This is a genomic window from Butyricimonas synergistica DSM 23225 (assembly GCF_000379665.1).
Lineage (GTDB): Bacteria > Bacteroidota > Bacteroidia > Bacteroidales > Marinifilaceae > Butyricimonas > Butyricimonas synergistica.
In genome coordinates this window covers 766649-790435 of sequence record NZ_KB903360.1, presented here as the reverse complement: position 1 = coordinate 790435, position 23787 = coordinate 766649, and the positions used below count along the sequence as shown (strand labels likewise).

Below are 23787 nucleotides of genomic sequence, written 5' to 3'. Positions count from 1 at the left end.
TCTATGACTTTTTTAGCAAACGATAAAAGAGTACCCTGAAATATGTTTTCCAAAATACATAATTACGGTAATGCCTAAAACTACCAATACCCAAAGGTATACTCTCCAACGATAAACCGAAAGGCGTCAAATCACGTTTACCTAACACGGGAACTCCCCGATAAAAACTATTACTCACATTACCCTCGTGAAAAACTTGCATCCATAACACCTGACCGTGAACAAAAACCACGCTTTCGGATTTTTCTCTTAAAGCTTTAAATAAATGGAAACGCAAACAAGACCATTCTCTGTGCAATCGATAAAAAATCCCCTTGATATTTTTTTTCTGACCTATATTTTCGACTAAACTGATAAACGGGCAATCCGGATAATAATAATGAGACAAATGTTTTGTATTATGATCATACACGTAACCAGAACAAAGCGATACCATAAATTCATCCCGCAATTTTACATGTTCCTGTATTGTACGAATAGCATCTTGATGCATACTATCATCGTTATCCAAACGAGAGGTTACCACCCATTCTGTCCCCGGGGGACACATTTCTTGCACATCCTTCACGTAACGCTCATCAAATTGAGGATATCCATCAATATAAATATAATGAATATGCGGATAGCGCGTTACATCGGGTAACATATCTCTTACCGATTGGGGAGTATCGATATCAAGATAAAGTAACCACGTGAAATGATTCGTACTCTGCCCCACCATGGAAGGAAAACAATATTGCTTGAAAAAACCTACACGATTGATAGTCCACGCGAGCCAACGATCATAATCATAGGTCACTTGCGGAAAGTATTTCAAATTAAATTGCGTAATTACAAAATGTTGAAATTCCATTATTATTAATCATCGTTTAGGATTTGAGGCAAAGATACTCTTTTTTATTATTGCTGATAACATTCAGACTTAGTTATTCCCCACAATTTTTAAATACATTCCTCCATTTTGATAATTATATTTTTTACTTTTGCGGAAAATCGAATACACTAAAATACAAAAACATGAAGATGCCGAAGCTCAAATCGTTCTATCCTTATCTTGTAGCTTTTATCCTATTTATCGTCATTGCCTACGCTTATTTCCCGGCTTTATTCGAGGGGAAAATCGTCATGCAATCGGATATTTCCTCATGGCGGGGAGCGGCTAATGAAATTATCCAATTCCGGGAACAAACAGGAGAAGAACCTCTGTGGACAAACTCCATGTTCAGTGGTATGCCAACCACTATGATCTCGACCGAGTATAAAGGGAATTATTTAAAAAACCTATATGACAGTATTTTCGTGGGCCCTCGTCCTGCAAGTTATTTGATCCTAGGACTTGTTAGTTTTTACCTGTTACTATTGGCTTTCGGGGTAAACCCATGGTTATCCGTAGTGGGGGCTCTCGCTTTTGGCTTCTGCTCATACAATTTCCAGATACTCCAAGTGGGGCATAACGCGAAAATGGTAGCAATAGCCATAATGCCCATGGTTTTGGCTTCCGTGGTCTATGCCTTCCGAAAGAATAGATTACTGGGTGCGGTATTCTTCGGGATAACGCTTGCCTTTGAGATTATGGCAAATCACCCGCAGATCACGTATTATCTGGCTTTTATCATTCTGTTCTACGGGATTGCACAATTGTACAAGGCTGTAAAGGAAAAAACATTGCCTGCTTTTTTCAAGACAGCAACATTACTTGTTGTCGCTGTCATTCTGGCAGGTGCGACGAACGTGAATCACCTGTGGCCCACGTGGGAGTACGGGAAATACACCATGCGGGGAGGATCTGAATTGACCTTGAATCAGACGAACCAAAGCAAAGGCGGGCTGAATAAGGAATACGCCACGGCTTGGAGTTACGGGATCGACGAAACGCTTAACCTATTGATACCGAACTTCAAGGGCGGAGCTTCGGCGGGAGCATTAAGCAAGGAATCGGAAACTTATAAATTTTTGAAAAGCCAAGGAGCTTCCAATAGCGACCAAATTGTCAAACAATTGCCTCTGTACTGGGGTAATCAGGCATTTACCGCCGGACCGATGTACATGGGAGCTATCGCAATTTTCCTTTTCGTGTTGGGACTTGTATTAATCAAGGGACCCATGAAATGGTGGATCGTGGGGGTTTCTTTGCTGGCTTTGTTTTTGGGATGGGGACGGAATTTCATGTTCCTGTCGAGTTTCTTCTATGACTATATCCCGCTATACAACAAATTCCGCGTGCCGTCCATGATGCTCGTAGTCCTGCAATTGACAATTCCTCTGCTGGGTATATACACGTTGAACAAGATTCTTAACGGGGAATTCGAGAAGAAAACTCTGATCAAAGGATTGAAAATTTCTATCGGAATCACGGGAGGTATCTGCGCTTTATTCGCCATATTACCCGGATTAGCCGGTAGTTTCATCTCTCCCGCGGATAGTCAATACCCGGACTGGATACGACAATATTTACCCCAAGACCGGGAATCCCTGCTTCGTTCCGATGCTTTCCGTTCTTTGGTATTCATCCTGTTGGCAGGTGTCGCTATCTGGGCATGGGTGATACAGAAAATCAAAAGTACTCACGTGGCAATTGCCATGGGCTTATTGATTCTTACCGATATGTGGACGGTGGATAAACGTTACCTCAATAACGACCATTTCGTGCAAAAACGGGAATTCAATAATCAATATCAGCCTCGCCCGGTAGACAAAGCGATTCTTGCCGACAAAGACCCGAATTACCGGGTACTGGATTTAGCGGTAAACACGTTTAATGATTCGCACACCAGCTATCACCACAAAACCATCGGGGGATATAGTGCTGCCAAATTGCAACGTTACCAGGATATCATCGAATATTTCATCTATCCCGAGATGCAAAGCATCGGGCAAACACTGGAAAGTACCCCGACCCTTTCAGCCTTGGAAGAAAGTCTTTCCAAGCAAAAGGTGTTGAATATGCTGAACACGAAATATCTTATCGTTCAAGCTAATGCCGCTCCTGTCAATAATAAATATGCCTACGGGAATGCCTGGTTCGTCAAGGATTATGAATTCGTGGAAACACCAGACGAAGAATTACTCGGTTTGAAACAAATAGACCCGAAAGAAACTGCCGTTATCAGTAAAGATTTTGAATCTGTCATTCAGGATAAAGGTTTCAACTTCGACGAGAATGCCACGATTCAATTGACCTCGTACGCCCCAAACAAATTGGAATACAAGACTTCGGCAGCAAACGAACAACTAGCCGTGTTCAGTGAGGTATATTACCCCAAAGGCTGGAATGTTTATGTCGACGGCAATAAAACAGATCTCCTTAGGGCCGATTATATCTTACGAGCCATGATTGTTCCCGCGGGAGAACACACGATCACGTTCGAGTTCAAACCGGAATCTTATTACCTGGGAGCCCGAGTTTCTGCCATTAGTTCAAGTCTTCTTTTATTGGCTTTACTAAGTGGGATTGTATTCTATATCACGCGTTACATAAAGAAAAAAGAGTGACAGAAAAATCTTTTGAGGTGTTAAAATTACTCCTCAAATAACCTTATTGACTTCGGTTTCGTATTTAGACAGATGGCATAGAAATTGCTGAGTATTACGAAAATTTAATATGTATGAGAAAATATTACGGGATTCTTTTACTAGCACTAGGAATATTGAGTTCTTGCGAGAAAGTAAGCAAGTTAAGTGATGATGCTAGAATTGCCTCTTTTACAATAATAGACCAGACGGAAGGCGTTATATTAGACAAAGAAGGCATTACAATTAATAATAACGTGGTGACGATTCCCTTGGATTATGGCAGGAAATTGTTCCCGCTTACGATAAAAGCAAATATGAAATTTTCGTCCACGACAGATGATGTCATTAGCGTGGATGAAACTCCTTTAAACCTTAAAGAGATTACATTCAATGATGTATACACTCCTCAAACCTTCTATCTCATTTCGGAAAGCGGGGTTCCTCATTTAGGGCAAATTATATTAAAAGACAAAAACAACGCTGATATTACAAATTTCCATATCACGAATTATACGGAAGAGGAAGTGGGAGTAACTATACATGATAACAATATCCGTATTAATTTCAAAGTTGATTTTGATTGGCCGGTTACGATTGAAGCCGAAATAACTCGTAACGGGAAAGTAAAAATCGGTTCAGCAGAATCTCCTTTCATATTCTCGGGTCCCAATGACAAAAAACAAATCACGTTGATTGCAGAAGACAATCAAGATGAACGGGTTTGGAATATACAAGTTGTTCCGACAATTGAAAATTCTAATTTCGAATCGTGGATTAATGTCGGTACTTCCAAAATAAACATAGACCCGACTCCCGGCATAGGACTAGGATGGGCAACAGCTAACAATTCTTTTGTACAAGGTACCACTCCGGTTCCTTATCAAAACGGGTATGCAGCTCAACTTCAAACAGGTATTCAAAACTTAAGTGGCTTGGGTATCGGAGAGTTAATAACAGCCGGAACAATATTCACGGGATACTTCAAAATGAACATTTCCGCTTTGAGCAATCCCCCGTTAATGACCTATTTCGGGATACCATTCATCATGCGTCCAAAATCTATTTCTATTGATGCCAAATATGAAGCGGGAGTAAAATTCCAACAATCAGAAAAAGTAGGACAAAATTCTTATAAGATAAAAGATCTTGCAGGAACTGATCAAGGACGTATATGGGTTGAATTACTTCGATGGGAAGGTAACGGAAACCTCGAATATCACGGGGATCCCGTCGAAGGACTTAAGGTTTTAGGCAAGGGAGAGATGATTTTTGACGGAGCCAATACAGCTTTACGTAATTGGAATAACCATACAATCCCAATTATCTATGATAACAAGTACAAAGATCTAGAACCAACACATATATCTATCGTAATGACTTCCAGTAGGCAAGGAGATCTGTTTATTGGAGCTAAAGGTAGTACCTTAACCGTTGATAACGTTGTTGTGAACTTTTAACCCGAGAAAAAAATGAAACTAATATACCTTCTATTTGTACCATTATTTTGTACTTTAAATACTGTTGCCCGAGATAGAAATCAATTAAAGTCTACCAAAACAACTTCGGCAGATACAATCTCCGATGAGCAGGTAGAATATCGATTTGCTCTTGGAGTTCAGTTGGGAACAGACATCGGCGGGGCTATACCATTCCCGTTCAGCAATGTACCGGATGTATTTAATCCCTATCCTAAACTTTCGCCATCGTTGGGTGCAAAACTAACCTTCCCCGTAACAAGTAAATGGACATTGGGAGCCGAGGTCACTTACAAAAAAGTTTCGATCGATGCAGATGCACGTATTGACAATCAACGATTCCATGACGATAAAAACAATGTTATTTCCCGTTTCTGTGGGTCTGCCGAGATGTCAATGGATTTCACGATGTTAGAAGTCCCTCTTTATTTTAAATACACATTCAAAAATCAAAAAGATCGTATTTTGGCAGGTCTTTACGGGGCATGGATCATTAATGCTAAGTTTCGCAATACTGTAACCAAAGGTTACATGATGACCGATGACAAAGTCTACAATGGCTCTATCGATCCAGGTAATCCTTTACATATTAATTTTAGTAACATCTTAGACAGTTGGGATATGGGTATGATCGTCGGGTACGAACGCCAGTTATTTCCCCGTATTGAGTTAGGTCTGCGATTCAGTTGCGGATTCAAAGATATATTTAAACCCAGCAATCAATATTTTGATTACAAAATGTTGCACATGAGAGGAACGCTGGTATTGAGTTACAATTTATTCAATATCAAACCACCAAAATTGAATCCATTCAAGTGATATAAAAGAAAAGGCTGCAAAATTGCAGCCTTCTTTATTAGAAATTATCTACCAATTTATACAACTTATCAGACCGTCGCAATTTTGTTTCACAAGGCATAGAAAACACGGCACCTTTCTCGACCTGTTCCACGGGATCCTGCTCGAGGCGAAGTTCCGGGACACTCATTTGGACCACTCCCGTGTTCGGACCTATGATCATAACCTCGTCACCAACCTTTAAATCATACGATTCCAATTTAAACTCCCCAACCTGCAATTTCGTGAAATAATTCGTGACTTTACCGATACATACCTTTTTCTTGGTAGCCTTTGAACCATACACCTCGCTCCACTCTCCCAAACGCTGCCCGAGATAATAACCATCCCAAAAGCCCCGATTAAACACCGAAGCCAACCGTTCTTTCCAATCGGCGATCTTCTTCGCACCATAATTCCCATCCACGTATGCCTGCAAAGCCTCACTATAACACTCGCAAACCGTCTTCACGTATTCGGCAGAACGGGCACGCCCCTCTATTTTGAAAACCCGTACCCCCGCATCAATCATCTTATTAATAAAACCGATCGTACATAAGTCTTTCGGGGACATAATGTATTTACCATCCACCTCCAGCTCAATATCACTTTCCGTATCTTTCACGGTGTAGGAACGTCGGCAAATCTGATAACAAGCTCCCCGGTTGGCAGAAGCATTCATCTCGTGAAGGCTTAGATAACATTTCCCGGAAACAGCCATGCACAACGCCCCGTGGGCAAACATTTCGATCTGGATTAACTTCCCCTTGGGACCTCTCAAATCATTCTGCACGATCTGACGATGAATAGTCATTACCTGATCCATATCCAACTCACGAGCCAACACCACGACATCGGCGAACTGTGCATAAAATTTTACCGCCTCGTAATTCGTGATATTGCATTGCGTGCTGATATGCACCTCGACACCGATAGAACGGGCATAAAGAATTGCCGAAATATCCGATGCGATAATTGCGGTCAATCCCGCCTCCTTCACGCAATCGATGATTCGGTGCATTTTATCCAACTCGTTATTATATATGATCGTGTTCACCGTGAGATAAGTTTTCACCCCTCTCCCGTTACAACGCTCCACGATATTCCGTAAATCATCCAACGTGAAATTCGCGGACGAGCGGGAACGCATATTCAATCCCTCGACACCAAAGTAGACGGAATCCGCCCCTGCCTGTAACGCTGCCTCCAACGATTCGTAAGAACCAACCGGAGCCATCACCTCAAAATCTTTCCTTGTCATATCATTATTTTAATGATACAAAAGTAATCCGCTTCATCGAAAAAACACCCTTTTTAGATTTTAAAATTTACAAAACTCTTCATTTCATTGCAAATACCAAAATTTCATTCTATATTTAGCTGTAATAAAAGAATGAAATCTATCACACAAAGACACGAACCATGATATTCAAGCTATACACCCTTAACCGACAACTTGTCACCAAGTTACAGGTATTACTCGTGAGCATTTTCCTCTTGGCTGGAAATTCCCCAAGTACCGCGCAACATCATTCCGAACAAGCCAAAGACAGCACGGAGAATGAAAAAGTATATATGTTCGTTGAAGAAATGCCGATTTTTCCTGGTAACTTGAATTCCTGGATATACAGTCACGTGCAATACCCGGAAGAAGCAAAAGTAAAAGGCATCGAGGGGAAAGTATATGTTCGTTTCATCATCGAGAAAGACGGAACGGTCAACGAGGTAAAAATCATCCGGGGCGTATCCCCCGAACTGGATAACGAGGCAAAAGAAGTCATCACTTCCATGCCGAAATGGTATCCCGGCAGACAAAATAATACTCCCGTTCGGGTATATTACACCGTACCCGTTTACTTCGCTTTAAAAAGTGCAGCCCCTGCTATTGAAAGACGTACCTTTGACAGGTATTTGAAAGCACTTTCCGAAAATGAAGAAAAATTAAAACAGGGCACGGATACCGTAGCATCGTCTTCTGCCGAGATGTATCGTCTTTACCTGAAGAAACGCTACGGCTCGGACAAAGCTGCTTATAAAGGAATTATAGCCTCCGCCCGAGAGCAACAACAATCCGCGGAAATCATGCTGAGCATCGTGATGCCTTCCCTCTCTCTTCCGGCAGAAGATAAAAACATGATCTTGAAGTATTACAAGGAAGAATGGGACGAGCAGATTAAACTTATTGATAGCCTGCCAACCGAGAACTTTATCAAGGATTACGTGAACATTACCCCCCGTTTCCAAGACAATAAAGTAATTCGGGAAATCAAGATCAGGGACTATCTCGGACTAAAGAAATTCCGTAAATATGTCGAGGAATGTATCTTCAGTCCGGGTAAACTGTTCCGTACCATTATCGCCAACCCGCTCGCCGGGAAATGGGAAAAAATATCCGAAAACGGTGTTGAAGTCAAACACCCGATACAAAAGGAATATTACGATGACTTCTCTTTCATGACCTCCGAGGGGACAAAAGGAACATACAGGATCACAACAGGGCAACAGCTTTCCGAATCATCGCAAAACGTGAAAGTAAAAGATATCATAGAGTATTCCGCCATATACCAATTCGAGGCAAATAACCAGATTCTGGTACTCACGGGGGAAGCCAATCTGAAATTGGCAAACGGCACCTTGAAAAACGTGCAGGTAAAGGAAACCTGGCGCAGGATAGAGTAAAAATGCAGATTTTTTTATACCTTTGTTTGGTTCGTTATGTGAATATTAAATCAAACTAAAAATTATATGAACGAGGAAGTACAATTTTATCTCGACGAGGCAAAAGAGAGAATGGAATCTGCTCTGAATCACTTGGAATCCGAACTTAGTAAAATCAGAGCGGGAAGAGCCAACCCGAAAATCTTACAAGACGTGCTGGTTGACTATTATGGTAGTCCTACCCCGTTATCACAAGTCGCCAATATCTCGGCTCCCGACCCTAGAACGATTGCCGTTCAACCTTGGGAAAAAAGCATGATAGCCCCCATTGAGAAAGCAATCATGAATGCTAACCTCGGACTTAATCCCGATAATAACGGGGAAATGATCCGTATCAATATCCCGGCTCTCACCGAGGAACGCAGACGTGACCTCGTGAAACAAAGCAAGGGAGAAGCCGAAACTGCCAAAGTTAGCGTTCGTAACGCCCGCCGGGACGTGATCGAGCAGGTGAAGAAAATGGTGAAAGACGGGCTCCCCGAGGATATGTCCAAAGATGCTGAAGCCGTGGCTCAAAAGATGACTGACGAATACGGTAAGAAAATCGAGGAATATCTCGCCAAGAAAGAAAAAGATATCATGACAATCTAACGCTGTCAGAAACTAAAAGCTAAAAGAGAGAGAAAATCGAACTTTTAGCTTTTTTACTATTCGCACCTCATTCGTACTAACTCGATGGCTTCTTTGCCTGTCATATGTTCAATCGCTAACTCAATAATGCAAACGTATTGAAATAACTTATCAATTTCTTGCAAACGTCCTTGTTCATGATTCGGTGAATACTTTGCAGCCAACTTTTCAAGAGCATCCCTCTTTTCCATTTCATTTTCTAAAACCCGAGCCCTTCCAAAAACAACAATACTACGAAAATATGTCGTGTATTCTTGAGGTATTACATCATCTTGGTCTATAACGCAAAAAGAAACTTTATCATTTCTAGCAATCGCATCCAACTTATACCCGGTTCGAGCACTATGAAAAAAGATTTTATCATCATGATATACATAACTAAGCGGCACCGTGTACGGATAATCATTATCCCCCACAACAGCCAATACTCCGGATGAACGAGCATGAAGAATCGCTTTACATTCCTCTAAAGATAAAAGTTGATTCTTGCGGCGCATTTCTCTAAACCTAGTCATGCCCCATCGCTAAATAATGATCTTCTCCAAATCTTCCGGAGTATCAATCCCTATCGATTCGTGATCCGTGATACTTATTGCTATCGTGTATCCGTTCTCCAACCAGCGCAATTGCTCCAACGACTCTGCCTGTTCCAGTATTCCTTGGGGGATAGAAGTCACCGCTTTCAATATCTGCGGGCGGTAGGCATACATCCCGACGTGTTTGTAGTAAGGAGTGCGGGCAAGCCATCCGTCACGTTCCACGCCCCGGCAATAAGGAATCGGATTGCGGCTAAAATAAAGCGCCGTGTTTCTCGCGGAAAACACGACTTTCACCTTGTTCGGGTCAAAAATATCATCGTTCTTCTCGAAAGGCTTTGCCAACGTGGCGATTTGTATTGTCGGCTCTTCAAAGCAGGAGATTAAGGACTCAATCTGTTGTGGGATAATAAAAGGCTCATCGCCCTGCACGTTGACCACGACTTCGAATTCACGATTCAAAACCTTACACACCTTCTCGTACGCCTCGTAACAACGGTCGGTACCGCTACGATGCTCCGTGGAAGTCATCACCGCACGTCCCCCGAATGACTCAACGGCATCATAAATCCGAACATCATCCGTCGCCACGTAAACATAGTCAGAAACTACTGCCGCTTTTTCATAAACATGCTGTATCATCGGCTTTCCGGCAATCTCCACCAACGGTTTTCCCGGAAAACGGGTAGAAGCGTAACGAGCCGGAATTAATATCAATGAATTTTTTTGAAGTGTCATAATCTATAAACATTTAACGTTCACGCTCTTCTGAATGAAGACGTCGTAAATGATCTGAATTGGACAATATTTTTAATTTCAAATTCTGCGGATAATTCGGGTGTTTCTCCAAGAAAGTGTTAACAGCGGAATAAGCATTCTTCCCGGTATGTCCGGAAAGCCCGGCGTTCAACCATGCCGACGGGAAGAATATATCTCCCGTTTCCTGAATCTCTTTCAATTTATCCAACATCCGGGGTATATACTCCTCGGCGTCCATTCTCCGCCGCGGATGGTTCAACCAACGCAAACATTCTTCCACCCACACTTCGTTTATTCGGTTCTCGTTTTTTAACAAGGCATTGAACACGCTGTCCCTGACCTGCTTATTACCGGATACCGAGGGTAACACGTAAGCGAAACGATTCTGCAAATCCTTATTCTTAACGGAATTCATGATATACATATTCATCACCTCGTAAATATTGGAATCCCGCAAAACAAGGTTAAACGCGATATTCAATTTATCATTGTCATTGATCGTCAAGTCTTGCAACGTCCTCTCCCCTCCCAGTATGTCTTTGATAAATTCACCGACCTTGGGTGAAGAATAAATAGCCAATAAAGTATTGAAATAAGATTTCTTATTTCCCGCATCGTGGTCGAGCATATTCACGCAAAAACGTTCCAATTCCTCTTGCAACAATTGACGGCTTCCCTCGTCCAGGTAAGTCGTGTAAACCGTCCTCAAGAAACTCAGCGTGCGATTTACCACCAGATTATTCTTTTCGTGAGGCAAGTGCTTCATGCAAAGTTTCAGGAAAAACTCGCCCTTCACCTTCTTGTTTAACACGCCCTCGTACAGCAACTGCCAGGCAACCGCCCGGTAAAGCGCATGGTCTATCTGGCTCAACTCTTTACCAAGAAATTGGATGCCAAATTCCGTCGGCAGGAAACACCCGTATCCCAGCACGTCACAATCCGGCAAAACCACTCTGTTATTCCGGAATCCGGTTAATGTATCTTTCAAGAATATCGGTTGGCGACGCAATTCGCCGAAAGAAGTCATCCAACACACGGATACCGATTGAGGCCAAACCCGTTTCTTACCGCTCGGGTCTATCATGGAAACGGCTTCCTTGCCGAATTCGATCACGGGCGCACCGCTCTCCTTGATCCAAATTTCATTCCAAGCCTGCAAATCCTTCCCGGTAGAATTTCCCAACAACTTGATTAAATCATCCCAATCCGCATTGGAATACGCCCAACGCCGTAAGTATCTCCGCAATCCCATCTGCAACTGGAATTCGGAAATTTCCTCTTCCAGCATACGCATCACGATAGGAGCCTTGTGATAAATAATATCCCCGTATAATGTCCCCGCATCTTTCAAATTATTCAATTCCTGCATGATCGGGTGAGTCCCTTTCGTACGGTCTGTCCGCAAAGCGGGTTCATAATGATTCAAAAAGAAATTCAAGCGATGGTTTACTTCAGGGTATAACTGCGCTATAATCTTATCTGCCATAAACCCGGCAAACACTTCCTTGAGCCACACGTCATTAAACCACTTCATCGTGACGTAATCACCGAACCACATATGTGCGGTTTCATGGGCGATCAACTCGCTCCGTTTCACCTGAGCCGACAAATCGGCATTCCGGTCGAGGAAAAGAGAAGATGACTTGTAGAACGTGGCTCCCGGGTGTTCCATTCCCCCGTATTGAAAAGCGGGAATCGCCACCACGTTATAGTTATCGAAAGGATATTCGATCCCCGTGTAACGCTCCATCCATTCCAGCGAATGGCTCACCTGTCTCACGATTTCGGGAATACTGGCATTGATCTTTGCCGTATCCGTTTCCCGGTGGTAAATCCCGATCCAGCGCTTTCCCACGAATCGCTCCGTGTACGAGAAACGTCCCACGGCAAAAGCGAACAAATACGTGCTCAAGGGTTTAGTTTCCCCGAACTCGCAAAGCTGGTAATCATTGAAGTATTCTACCCGGATAGATTCCCCGTTCCCGATCGCTTTCCACCCGGCAGGTATTTTAAGCGTCAATTTAAAACGTGCTTTTATATCCGGTTGGTCAAAACAAGGCATCAACGTCCGGCAACGATCCGGCACCAGCAAGGTGTACATCATATCCTCGCTCCTGTTTAGTGACGACTCTCCCGCGATAAATTGGATCGACAACTCGTTCCGCCCCTCTTTCAGATACTCCGGTTGAATAATGATGTGTTCATTCTTAAACGTGTAAGGCACTTTCTTACCCCCGGAAGTCACGGACAACACCTTGCCCTCTTCCTCCTTGAAATCCAGAACTACCGGAGCCAATTCCGATAATTCAAAGAATATCTCCGATTCTGCCATAATAGCCTCATTCTTTTCCCTGGGAATAGAAAAGTATAGCCGATAGGATACGCCTCCGATATTGGATTTACGTTCTTTCGCCAATTCGAGGGAAACCCCCTTCTCTACTTTATCCTGGACCTTATTACAAGCAACCAGCGATAGCAGCAAAGACACGACTATGGATACACGACACACCACGTTGTTATTTATTTCTATTTGACATCTCGTTCGATATGGCATTCACCATTAAAAATAGCCCCCGACTCGATAGCGATATAAGCCGCCTTGATCGTTCCCGTGAACACGGCTTTTGCTCTCAACGACACGGAACCCGTCGACACGATCGTTCCCTCCATCGTACCCAGGATATCCACGCTCGGCGAAGTCACCTCTCCCTCTACTTTTGCCATCTGCCCGATAATCAACCTCCCCGTCGTGTTTATCTTTCCCTTGATACTACCGTCTACCCGAATATCGTTCGACGCATGAAGATCTCCGGTAATCTGAGTCCCTTCACTTAATAGGTTAATCGCAACTTGTTGTTGTACTTCTTTTCCCATGATCTTGCATTTACTTTATTTTCTTACCAGACGTAACCATTTTATTTCGTATATCTCCCCTTCCACCCGCAGCTTCCCCGTCTCCACCTTCCCCTTCAACGCGGCATTTTCCCCGATTATTAAAGAACGAGTTTCCACGTTTCCTTCCACTACCCCCTCGACGTATAACTCTCGGCAACGCACGTGCCCTGTCACGAGAGCACCTTGCCTTACCTCTACCCGTCCCCCGGCTGTAATATTACCTAAAATCTTACCGAACAAGCATAAATCCCCGGGTAGGTTTATATCTCCCCCGACCACGGAATCTTCCAAAACTACAGTTTGTTTACTTCCCGGACAGTCCGGATTCACACTTTTTCCCATCTTAGTTAAGTAATAAACGACCAAATATACAACAAGAAATTGAAAATTGAAAATCTTTTTTTCGCTCACGAGACCCACAAAATCATAAAGTCCATAAAGTCAAAAAAAAATCGACCTCATGGACTTCATGAACTTTTAAACCTTATGGACTATTTAGTATAACCCCACTTCACGTAAATGGCTCCCCACGTGAACCCGGCACCGAAGGCAGCGAGAATCAGATTATCCCCTTTCTTCAGTTGGTCTTCCCACTCGTACAAGCATAATGGGATAGTCGCCGACGTGGTGTTCCCGTATTTTTGAATATTTACCATCACCTTAGAAGCATCCAACCCCATTCTCTCGCCGGTAGCCTTGATGATACGCAGGTTTGCCTGATGTGGCACCAACCAAGCGACATCTTCCGATGTGAGGTTATTCCGTTTCATTATCTCGACTGACACGTCTGCCATGTTCGACACGGCATGCTTGAACACGGGCTGTCCTTCCTGGTAAATATAATGCTCTCTTGCTGTAACGGTTTCGATGGAAGGCGGTTTCAACGAACCACCCGCTTTCATATGCAAGTGCACCCGTCCCATGCCGTCAGACCGAAGGATATGGTCGATCACACCCACGTCCTCGTGCGTCGGCTCGAGGAGGATCGCGGCAGCAGCATCCCCGAAAATCGGGCAGGTTGCCCGGTCGGTATAATCCGTGATTGCCGACATCTTCTCGGCTCCCACGACAACGACCTTCTTGTAACGCCCGCTTTCCACGTATTGCGTGGCTGTCGTCAACCCGTATAAAAATCCGGAACATCCGGCATTCAAATCAAAACTAAAAGCATTCTTGATTCCCACCATGTCGGAAATAACGTTCCCGTTCGCCGGGAAATGCATATCTGCTGTCACGGTACAGCAGATCAAGAGGTCAACTTCTTCCGGTTTCAACCCGGTCTTGCGAAACAGGTCTTCCACCGCCTTGGCTCCGAGGTAAGCACTACCTTTATTCGTATCCCGTAATATACGCCGTTCCTTGATTCCGATCCGCGTCATAATCCACTCGTCCGTGGTATCCACCATCCGGCTCAATTCCTCGTTGTCTAAAATGTAATCGGGATAAAATGCGCCTACCCCCGTGATTACCGCTCTTGGCCTTTCCATAAAAAATATCTTTTCAAATTAAATTGAGGTCAACTACCCGTATACAATCATAGCCCCCTGGATTACAGGGGGCTCTGTATTATTCACAGCAATTCATCATTGCATCAATATTATGCAACGACTGCTTTCTCAATAGCTAATTTACCCCTGTAATACCCGCATTCCGGGCATACGGTATGATACTGTACTGCAGCACCACAATTTGAACACTTTGCTATTGCAGGAACAGTTGCCTTATCGTGAGTTCTTCTCTTATTCCTTCTCTGTTTAGAGATTCGGTGTTTAGGATGTGCCATTTCTCTCTAGTTTTATTTAGTTATTATTAATTAATTTCCTCAATTCATCCCAACGGGGATCAATCTTCTCATTCTCTTCTATCGTCAAGTCCTCAAGGACCCGTTCCATCTCCTCGTTGCATTCTCCCTCCGGGTGAACCACTCGAAGCGGATAATTCAACATGTATATCTCGTACAGCGGCTCGCTCAAATCCAGATAATCCTCGTCTTGTGCCAAGACTATAAAATCATCATCATTCCCCTCTTCCCTTTCCCCGTACTTCGCGTACAAGTTAAGTTCCCCGCTAACCGGTAAATCCATCTCTTCCAAGCAGCGATCGCAAATAGCCTTCACTACTCCATCGATCTTCATCCGAACTTCCATCAGAAGGGATGATTTCACGATCTCCACTCTCGCGTTTACTTTCCCTTTCGTTCCCTTTGTCGCTTCAAAGCAATCGAAAAAATCGTCATCCATGACAAACTCGAAAGAGTGAACGCCTTCTCCTAAGCCTCTGTGGGCTATCTTATATTCTTTCAATCTGTCCACAACTCTTGAAGTAAAACGGCGCAAATGTACAAAAAAATAATATATAGTACCACATCCTGTCAGTTTTTTTTCTCCGCGCTTACTCTATCACCTTCCAGTCGTCCACGGTTCCCGTGTCTGAAGAAAAACTAACTCCAACACGATGCAGATGACGGCGATCCTCCAGGTAAGGCAAGGCATAACCCTTCTCTTCGATCTGGCGCAAAGCCTCGTCGGCTGTTCCGTCCAGCTTGAACTCAAAAATGTAAACGTGATTGTCGGCTTCCTCCACGCAATCCACACGCCCCTCGCTCTGTTGCTTTTCCGTGTAAACACTCACCAAGCGCATCAACAGATAGAAAGTGTAATGAAAATAACGCTCCTTTTCCCGCTCGTTCTCCTTTCGGCGCATCGTGTAAGGAATACTACTCAAGAACGAGGTCAACAAACGACGAAAACCTTCCGTGTCCCCGTCCTGCAAAGCATCAACCGTGTCCTGTACCCAGTTGTTTACACTTGATCGCGGCTTCAAGTAATCCGAGGCTACCATGGCAAGAAAACCATTTTTCACCTCGTTATTCGGGAAATCAAGCAAAAACGTGTTGCGACGCATGTTATACCCCTTGATCGTCAAGTAACCACTCTGGTAGATCATCGGTAACGGCTTTTCAACATCTGCCTTGTAATCCACGAATTCCGGGGCCTCGTAATAACGACCGGTCAATTCATCCAAATTCTCCCGCGTGTGGTTCAACAAACGGATAAGATAAGACGGCGTGCCACTACGGAACCAGTAATCCTGAATCATCATCGAATCCAAGGCATTCAACAAACTGAACGGGTTGTAAACATCCACCAAACGTGCCCCGAAATGATAACCGTCATACTGCCGCTTCAACATCTGCCGCATCCCCTCCGCGTCCTGCCGGTAAATCTCCGCCATGCCCGCTATAGACCCCATGAAATAATTATCCAGTTCTTCCTGGGTAATCCCGCAAAGTGCCTCGTAACGAGGATCCATGCTGATATCTTTCGGCTGGTTGAAACCACTGAACACGCTCACCTGAGAGAACTTCGTCACGCCCGTCAGGAAAACAAACTGCAAGTGCTCGTCCGCGGCCTTGAACACCGAGTAAAAACCCTTCAACACGTTGCGGTTTCGATCTTCCATCGACATCCGGTTTTCCCCCACCACGGTTTCCAGCCCCGTGTCTAAAACGTCGAGGATTGGCTTGTCGTACTCGTCAATCAAAACTACGGCACGCCGCCCCGTCCGGAGATGAGCCTCTTTTCAGCACTTGAATGAAACGCATTCCCCGATCTTGGCTTTGATCCGGGAGAATGGCGTAAACCTTTTCCCAGGCGGAAATATGCCCCTCGATCACCTTCTCCAGAGTGCCCTCCTCTTGAAAATTGCTCCCGTTAAAATCGATATGAAACACCGGGTATTCCAACCAGTCTTTTTCCAGGCCGTCGATCGCCACCCCCTTGAAAAGCTCCTTCCGCCCCAAGAAATAGTTCTTCAACGTCGATACCAGGAGGCTCTTCCCGAAACGGCGCGGACGGCTCAAGAAATAGATTGAACCTTCCTTCACGAGGGAGTAAATCATCTCGGTTTTATCCACGTAAACGTAACCGTCTTCGATAATCCGGTCAAAACTCTGGATGCCTATCGGGTATTTCATGATACAAATCCTTTTTATGTTACGAAATACAAATGTACGAAAAAACAACGAATAATCTCACTCTCTCGTTTCCCTTTCCTATCACCCTCGTTTCAAAAACTTTCCTGAAGGTCTTTGAAACGAGTTTAAAACGAGTTTGAAAGGAATTTGTTCCCTGTCTTCACCGGGACTACTCCCCGTCTTCACCGGGAATCCCCCTATCATAAATCCAAAATCATAAATCGTAAATCACGAATTGCCAAGCCTTCCACCGGAGCCCGCCGATAAACTTATCCACGAGACCGGTGAATATTAAATTACAGGATTACTCCTCACGCCCCGTTTTCGGGTACTCCCGGGAGGTATCCAGTATATTGAAACAAGCCAACACGTTTTTCCGGTAATGATCACCGATCGGGAACCATTTCCCGACGGCACGCAAGGAATTCCCCGCCCACGTGTCGACATAACGAAGGTTCAGGATAAATCCACGGTGTACACGGGCAAAATACGCGTCCGGCAATTGCCGCTCCACGACTCCCAAACGGCACGCCACGGTGATCCGGGATTTATCTTTAAAAAAGAAATCACAATAATTAGCCGACGCCTCAATCCAAACGATGTCGGCGTAAAAATATTTCTTGTAATACTCGTCCTGGCGAATAAACAAGCCGTCTGCCACCAAAGGTGACTCCCTCAAAGGCGCGTCCACACCCGATAAATCTGTTTTCATAGACAATTAAAGTTATGCCTCATGAAATATTCACCGACGGGCGAAAACTATAAACAAAAAGGGAGGGAGCCGCATGTATAAAGCGAACTCCCTCCCACGCACGCACCAATTATAAAAAAACTATTCTTGTTTCTTCCTCTTCCTCGTCAACTCCGCCAGTTTATCGCGAAGGGCGGGAAGTGCCATTCCCCGGGCAACGACGCGGTTCTCGGCGTCGAGCAGGAAATAGGCGGGAAGGTCGTTTACTAGGTAAAGGCGGGCGATCCCGGAATCCATGCCCTTGAGGTCGGAGCCGTTCGTCCAGATCATACCGTCAAGCCCGACGGCTTGCTTCCACATGGCGTGGTTGTCGTCCAGCGCCACGCTGACGATCTCCAGACCGCGCGGGCGGTATTGCAGGTAAAGCTTCACCAGGTCGGCGTTGTCCCGCCGGGAACTTTCCACCCGTGCCGCCCAGAAATGCACCAGTTTCCATTTCGCGGGAACGTCGTGCAGGCTAAACGTGTTGCCATCCGGCTTGGCGAGCGTGAAGTTCGGGGCCACCTCGCCGACGGCGAGTTTCCCGTACTGCTCGAGGGCGGCGGCGATCCGCTTGCCGGGAACCGTGGCACGTGCCGCCTCACCCAGCAGTTCATACTTCGAGCGCAAGCCCTCTTCCGTTTCACTGTCGATGCCAAGGGCGATCACGTGCACCGTGGCGTACTCGTCGGGGTGCGCCTTGATCAACTCCAGCGTGGCGTTCACCGACGCCTCGTAAGCCTGGTCCACCCGGGCTTGCAAGGCGGCTACATCCGCCCCGGGCTGTCGCGCCTCTGCCGCCACCTTGGCTTGCTCCGCCATGAACGACTGGCTGATCCGGGTGAAGCGGGACAGCAATTCCTGTTGCTTGCCACCCTGTATCAACGCCCCGGCGTTGCTGACGTTTATCATGAAATTGGCGTTCTCCAGGATCAGGGGGATCATCCCCTCCCCGTTAGCCGGGGAGAGGTAAGCCGCCACGGGGCGCTCCACTTTGCCCGTGAAAACAAACGTCCCGTTTTTAACCCCGATCGTGCCCAACGTGTCGGGCTTCTCCCCCTCGTTAGCGATTAGCAGGAGCGTGCCGTCCGCCATCCCGCTCACCTTACCACTGATCTGATAGCCTTCCTGCGCATGACAAGCAACCGAGGAAAGCAACGCTAAACCGATTATTAATGAAATCTTTCTCATAATTTTAATGCAACAATAACATTACCACTGATATTTATTAAATCTCTTATCTTCTAACTCTCCGGAACAATGTTTTCCGTCAACATACACATCAACCACTCCCCATTTTTTGAATACTAAACGAAAAAGCAAGGATTTCTCTTTTTTCAATTTATAATCCATCACCCAAACCGTGAATGTAACCTCTTCATTTTCGTTTTTCAATTTTATCCGCCGATAATCATAAATCTTCCTGTAATGCTGAATTTAGGAATGATAAAAAGTTGCCGGAATTTTACCATATTCGGGAACATCAAACCACATACTCGATACTAAAGTATCACCATCAACACGAAAATTCCAATATCGGTAATTATGGTTATCACCATCAGGAGAATACACTTCCATTCCTACCCAATATTCCCGAGCATCAAGCTGTTCTTGAATCAACGTATTGTATTCCTGCCGTGTAAATCCATGCTTCATAGGAGTACACGCTCCAATTAACACTACTATTATCCCCCCAATTAAATACATATATCGCATAAACTTTCAAATTTTATTGATCCTATTTCCCCAGCAACTCTGCAATTTTCTTTTCCAGTGCCTTGCCCCGGAGGTTTTTGGCGATGATGCGGTTATTCTCGTCGAGGAGGATCGTGTGGGGGATGCCCCGCACGAGATAGCGGGCGGAGATTTCCTTGCTCTGGTCCACGATGTTGAGCCAGGTCATTTTCTCCTCCTGCATGGCTTTCACCCAGTCTTGCGGTTTCGTGTCGAGCGACACGCCAAGGATTTCCAACCCGGCGGCATGGTATTTCTTGTAAATCTTGCACACGTTGGGCATTTCCTGCCGGCAGGGACCGCACCACGACGCCCAAAAATCAACGAGTTTCACTTTCGCCTTGATGCCGTGCAGGGAAACCGCGGTGCCTTCCGCCGTGGTGCCGGAAAAATCGGGAGCCACGGAACCCGGTTCCACTTGCTTGAACACGGCTAATTGCCGGTCGATCATCTGCCCGTACGGCGAGTTCTTCGCCGGTTCCCCGAGCGCGTCATAAAGAGCCTTCAACGAGGTGTAATCCATCTGCCCCATGCCGGAAGCTATCGCGTAGGCGGCAACAAAGGAATCCTTGTACGTCCGGAAGAGTTCCTGTTGCCGGGCTTCCGCCTCCGCCGCCACTTTCCCGAACTGCTGCTGCAAAGCCTGCAACTTCATCTGGTCCTGCCGGGCATAGGCGTCCCGGGCTTCCTGCTCTATTTTCATTTTCTCCCGGAGTACCCGTTTGTTGACCGCATCGAACCGGCTCCAAATTTCCTGTGCCTCTCCCCCTCCCTGCACCTCAATTCCATCGTTCCCGGCGACAAGCACGTATTCCAAGTTTTCCAGCATGATCGTGGCTACCGGTTGTTGCTGTTCCCCGGCAAGGATATACGCCGGGATAACCCCTTCCACGGAGCCCGAGAACTCGAACTCCCCGTCCACCATCACCGCCTCGTCCAGCTTAACCAACCCTCCCGGACCACTCGCCGCCAACACGAGATCACCCCCGAGGGTTCCACCCAGGCGACCCGTGATTTTGAAACTCTGTTGTGCGAATCCCGCGAGCGTAACACACAACACGAACCATAAAGAAAATACAATCTTCATCATAATTATTATTTTAGCTATTTTATATTCCTTTTCCTTCTTCCAGCAAATCTTGCTTCATTTCATCCTTTACTTCAACGTTCCAAAAATCGCCAAGCTGCACGTAATTATCATAAACAACCTGACGGACAACTCGCCCACATTCTACCTTGAAAACAAATTCCCGATGTTCCTTATCATCACAATAATACCCACCGCTTACCGGACCACCCGCACCCGCCTCGAACGTACCCGAGTACCAGAAAGCTTTCACCGGCTCCCCGTTATTACCAGGTACAAGCGTGGATAAAGGTATTCGCTCTCCCGTGCGCGCATGCCGGATTTCAAGCAACCACAAATACCCGTCTGTAATTTTCCACCGGGCAACATATCCCCGGGGATTCCGCGTGGTGAACGCTCCTTTCAAATGAGGACGCAAACGTGTCATCATATCCGGATCCTGTTGCAATGGATGGGTGATTAACGCACACACTTCATTCTCTATTTCCAGTGAATCTGCTTGTTCTAACCAATGGTACGACCAAATTCGATGGGGCTTCGATTGATCCCGTCCCCACTTCAAACCAAGCCGTACGGGTTGAATCTTCCCATTGAGCATGAGAACTTGCCAGTCATTCATCAGATCAAGACACTTCTTAACTTCCCGCACGTATGGATGATTTCTCTTGTATCGCTTCTTTTTCAGGGCAAGACTTTTCCACCAGCAGGCTGAATCTTGATTCGGTTTAAGATAAGAATACCATGAACGTACCTTCACTTGCCCCGTTGTCCCGTCAGGTTCAGGAACAACTTCTATCGCTAAAGAGGAATCACCTTCCCACTTCATTCCCTTTCCGTTAAAAAGCAGATCCAACGTATAATTGCTTTCCATATTCTCGCTTTTCCTCAGGCTGTTGTGTATTTCCTTTTTCTTCATTATCATGCCATCACGCAACGTATAGATCGTTTCATGCTCATAATGCTGGGCGAAACCTATGTGCTCGTAAGATACTTGCTCTCCCCTTACCACACGAATTTTCCCGCTAAACCAACGGGCAACAATTCGCCCGTTCTCCCGGTAATCATCAAAAATTCCATCCAAACTTATCCGAGTCCCGCTTAACATCTTGATTTCTTCCAAATACAAGATTCCATTTTCCAACCGCCATGTCCCGATATACCCTCGCCAAAGAGCCGTACACATGACTTCCGGGTCAAGCCGCTCACTCACCTTTCTCGAAAGAGTTGTATCCGCCTTGAGAGGACAACTCAACATCCAAAGCGTATCTCGCCCGATAATGATTTTCTCCCCGATCTGTCCCGTTGCGTGTACCAAAGTACTAAGGCTACAAAGAACGAGAGTCACCACGATAAATATCTTGTTTTTCATAGTTTATATTAGTAGTTACTGTATCATTTCTTTTTCACGGATTCCTCCTCCGTAAATTAAAATATACTCAAAAAACAGAACAAAGCCCCCGGATTATAATTATCTGGTTCCGAGAAGGAATTTTCTCTAGCCCAATTTTCGTAAACTTCATTATAATCAGCCAAAACTTGAGATTCAACGCCCGGGTCTATATGCCCTGATAAATTTACTAAACGACTCACCAAACTCATATATGTATAAGTTTTTATGCTAGTAACTACATTCCCCGTTATCATAGTTTGAATCACATCACAAAGAACCATCACCTCAAATTCCATGTGAGCTTCATTTTTATCTGTCATTTTTATCCCAGCTAATTCACACTGAACCACATGCCAAAATTCATGGAGAATTATCCTATCCGAAAAAATATTCTCCTCTTTTTTTAACAATACTGTTTGCGATGAAGCATCATAAATAGCATCCCGCCCTGGAAAATCTTTTTCAAAATCAGGATAAGTTGCAAATTTAAGTCGAACTATAGGTCGCTTTTTCTGAGCCAATTGGTATCCCAATTTTCTCAATATAGAATTTTTATAAAATAATCCCTCATTTGCTGTCTTTATTAAAAACCAATATTGATTATATGATAAATTCAAAGCCATTTTTATTCTATTGAGTACATTTATTGAATTCCTATAATTTGGATTTTTCGAATCCGGTAGTTGTAAAATATCCCCAAAACTAAAAGCAACATCCCCCTCATACATTACGATCTCTTCCTCTATTTAAAATGATGTATCTTCAGACAACATTTCCCGCGCACAGCTACATAACCCCAAAATGAAACATATAACAATGACAATTCTACACATAGCACATTTCAATTAAAGATATTCATGGAAAAACATGTTACCACACCATAACGACATGGCATTTTCTCTTTTTTTACCATTCTTTTGTAAAGAGCCAATCGTTCTAACTCATTCATATCAGAATCCCTTGTTATGCTGATGTATTTTTTTACCAACGTATGATTAACTCGTGAAAATTCTATCTCATTAGCATTAAATTCCAAGCATATAATACTATCATAAATCGCCTGTAAATCTTCTTCCTGTAGCAAATCCAATATATACCCGTTTATTCTAAAATAAACGGAAAGTATTTTACCGTCATTATTCACCAAGGCATCCACGAAAAAATATGCCGAAGCTCCTCCCTTTATCTTACTCTCGTATTCCCGCAACTTTTGTTTGAAAGAATCGGGAATTATCTCGTCACAGGGTATATCTCCAAGATAAATATGTTCACCGAACCAATATTTTAGACTATCTGTCAATTGCAATGAATCTCGAAGACGATGGCAATCGTGCGTTAAAAACTCTTCTTTCAAAATTTCAAATTTTTGCTCGAAATCCAAAGGCAATATAAACAACACATCATACTGTCCCTGTTGCACGTAAAAATTCTTAAAGGGCTTTTCTTGAGCATCCAGTTGTATCCCTAAAAATAACAGAACAAAAAATAACAACACGTTTTTCATCAT

Annotated in this window: 22 protein-coding genes and 1 pseudogene; 5 read left to right on the top strand and 18 right to left on the bottom strand. The window is 44.5% G+C overall.

From position 1 onward, the window contains the following. Window position 1 precedes the first annotated feature (1 nt). Window positions 2-817, bottom strand: a complete 816-nt coding sequence (locus A3CY_RS0111685) for a glycosyltransferase (protein ID WP_169503632.1) — start codon at window positions 815-817, stop codon at window positions 2-4. 200 nt (window positions 818-1017) lie between these two features. Here A3CY_RS0111685 and A3CY_RS0111680 point away from each other — a divergent pair, with 200 nt between their 5' ends. The 3 genes from A3CY_RS0111680 to A3CY_RS0111670 all read left to right on the top strand — a co-directional run bounded on the left by A3CY_RS0111680 (window position 1018) and on the right by A3CY_RS0111670 (window position 5807). Further along, a complete protein-coding gene (locus A3CY_RS0111680) occupies window positions 1018-3492 on the top strand; it encodes a YfhO family protein (RefSeq protein ID WP_018338106.1) in 2475 nt (824 codons plus the stop codon). 113 nt (window positions 3493-3605) lie between these two features. Further along, the gene (locus A3CY_RS0111675; RefSeq protein ID WP_018338105.1) at window positions 3606-4970 is read left to right on the top strand and encodes a PCMD domain-containing protein; all 1365 of its coding nucleotides are present in this window, start codon (window positions 3606-3608) and stop codon (window positions 4968-4970) included. A gap of 12 nt (window positions 4971-4982) precedes the next feature. Next, window positions 4983-5807 carry an outer membrane beta-barrel protein gene (locus tag A3CY_RS0111670; protein WP_018338104.1) on the top strand — a complete coding sequence of 275 codons (825 nt, stop codon included), beginning with the start codon at window positions 4983-4985 and terminating at the stop codon, window positions 5805-5807. 37 nt (window positions 5808-5844) lie between these two features. Here A3CY_RS0111670 and A3CY_RS0111665 read toward each other — a convergent pair whose 3' ends face one another. Then, the gene (locus tag A3CY_RS0111665) at window positions 5845-7086 is read right to left on the bottom strand and encodes a peptidase U32 family protein (protein ID WP_018338103.1); all 1242 of its coding nucleotides are present in this window, start codon (window positions 7084-7086) and stop codon (window positions 5845-5847) included. A gap of 161 nt (window positions 7087-7247) precedes the next feature. Here A3CY_RS0111665 and A3CY_RS22095 point away from each other — a divergent pair, with 161 nt between their 5' ends. Continuing rightward, window positions 7248-8504: an energy transducer TonB gene (locus A3CY_RS22095; protein ID WP_018338102.1), complete on the top strand. Its 1257-nt coding sequence runs from the start codon at window positions 7248-7250 to the stop codon at window positions 8502-8504. A gap of 66 nt (window positions 8505-8570) precedes the next feature. Then, window positions 8571-9134, top strand: coding sequence for a ribosome recycling factor (gene frr, locus A3CY_RS0111655; protein ID WP_018338101.1), 564 nt, complete (start codon window positions 8571-8573; stop codon window positions 9132-9134). A 56-nt stretch (window positions 9135-9190) separates the two neighbouring features. Here the strand turns inward: frr and A3CY_RS0111650 are convergent, their stop codons facing one another. The 16 genes and pseudogenes from A3CY_RS0111650 to A3CY_RS0111575 all read right to left on the bottom strand — a co-directional run bounded on the left by A3CY_RS0111650 (window position 9191) and on the right by A3CY_RS0111575 (window position 23787). After that, window positions 9191-9688: a pyridoxamine 5'-phosphate oxidase family protein gene (locus A3CY_RS0111650; RefSeq protein ID WP_018338100.1), complete on the bottom strand. Its 498-nt coding sequence runs from the start codon at window positions 9686-9688 to the stop codon at window positions 9191-9193. 9 nt (window positions 9689-9697) lie between these two features. Next, window positions 9698-10447 carry a 3-deoxy-manno-octulosonate cytidylyltransferase gene (gene kdsB, locus A3CY_RS0111645; RefSeq protein WP_018338099.1) on the bottom strand — a complete coding sequence of 250 codons (750 nt, stop codon included), beginning with the start codon at window positions 10445-10447 and terminating at the stop codon, window positions 9698-9700. Window positions 10448-10460: 13 nt separating this feature from the next. After that, window positions 10461-12980, bottom strand: coding sequence for a M1 family metallopeptidase (locus A3CY_RS0111640; RefSeq protein WP_169503630.1), 2520 nt, complete (start codon window positions 12978-12980; stop codon window positions 10461-10463). Window positions 12981-12994: 14 nt separating this feature from the next. Then, on the bottom strand, window positions 12995-13342 hold the full coding sequence (locus A3CY_RS0111635; RefSeq protein ID WP_018338097.1) for a bactofilin family protein: 348 nt from the start codon (window positions 13340-13342) through the stop codon (window positions 12995-12997). Window positions 13343-13357: 15 nt separating this feature from the next. Continuing rightward, on the bottom strand, window positions 13358-13705 hold the full coding sequence (locus A3CY_RS0111630) for a bactofilin family protein (RefSeq protein WP_155828285.1): 348 nt from the start codon (window positions 13703-13705) through the stop codon (window positions 13358-13360). A 149-nt stretch (window positions 13706-13854) separates the two neighbouring features. Then, window positions 13855-14850, bottom strand: a complete 996-nt coding sequence (locus A3CY_RS0111625; protein WP_018338095.1) for a beta-ketoacyl-ACP synthase III — start codon at window positions 14848-14850, stop codon at window positions 13855-13857. Window positions 14851-14960: 110 nt separating this feature from the next. Beyond that, on the bottom strand, window positions 14961-15146 hold the full coding sequence (gene rpmF / locus A3CY_RS22530) for a 50S ribosomal protein L32 (protein ID WP_027201828.1): 186 nt from the start codon (window positions 15144-15146) through the stop codon (window positions 14961-14963). 16 nt (window positions 15147-15162) lie between these two features. Next, window positions 15163-15675, bottom strand: a complete 513-nt coding sequence (locus tag A3CY_RS0111620; protein WP_040371570.1) for a YceD family protein — start codon at window positions 15673-15675, stop codon at window positions 15163-15165. A 79-nt stretch (window positions 15676-15754) separates the two neighbouring features. Then, window positions 15755-17339: pseudogene (locus A3CY_RS20910) on the bottom strand (AAA family ATPase). Window positions 17340-17643: 304 nt separating this feature from the next. Next, window positions 17644-18051 carry a LytR/AlgR family response regulator transcription factor gene (locus tag A3CY_RS22090; protein ID WP_018338093.1) on the bottom strand — a complete coding sequence of 136 codons (408 nt, stop codon included), beginning with the start codon at window positions 18049-18051 and terminating at the stop codon, window positions 17644-17646. Between the two features lie 120 nt (window positions 18052-18171). Beyond that, window positions 18172-19260, bottom strand: coding sequence for a TlpA disulfide reductase family protein (locus tag A3CY_RS0111605; RefSeq protein WP_018338092.1), 1089 nt, complete (start codon window positions 19258-19260; stop codon window positions 18172-18174). Window positions 19261-19506: 246 nt separating this feature from the next. Further along, window positions 19507-19785: a hypothetical protein gene (locus tag A3CY_RS0111595; RefSeq protein WP_018338090.1), complete on the bottom strand. Its 279-nt coding sequence runs from the start codon at window positions 19783-19785 to the stop codon at window positions 19507-19509. A gap of 22 nt (window positions 19786-19807) precedes the next feature. Further along, window positions 19808-20893 carry a TlpA disulfide reductase family protein gene (locus A3CY_RS0111590; RefSeq protein ID WP_018338089.1) on the bottom strand — a complete coding sequence of 362 codons (1086 nt, stop codon included), beginning with the start codon at window positions 20891-20893 and terminating at the stop codon, window positions 19808-19810. A gap of 19 nt (window positions 20894-20912) precedes the next feature. Beyond that, entirely contained in the window at window positions 20913-22259 is a 1347-nt protein-coding gene (locus tag A3CY_RS0111585) for a hypothetical protein (protein WP_018338088.1), read from the bottom strand. Window positions 22260-22315: 56 nt separating this feature from the next. Then, a complete protein-coding gene (locus A3CY_RS0111580) occupies window positions 22316-22903 on the bottom strand; it encodes a hypothetical protein (protein ID WP_155828281.1) in 588 nt (195 codons plus the stop codon). A 218-nt stretch (window positions 22904-23121) separates the two neighbouring features. Next, on the bottom strand, window positions 23122-23787 hold the full coding sequence (locus A3CY_RS0111575; protein ID WP_018338086.1) for a hypothetical protein: 666 nt from the start codon (window positions 23785-23787) through the stop codon (window positions 23122-23124).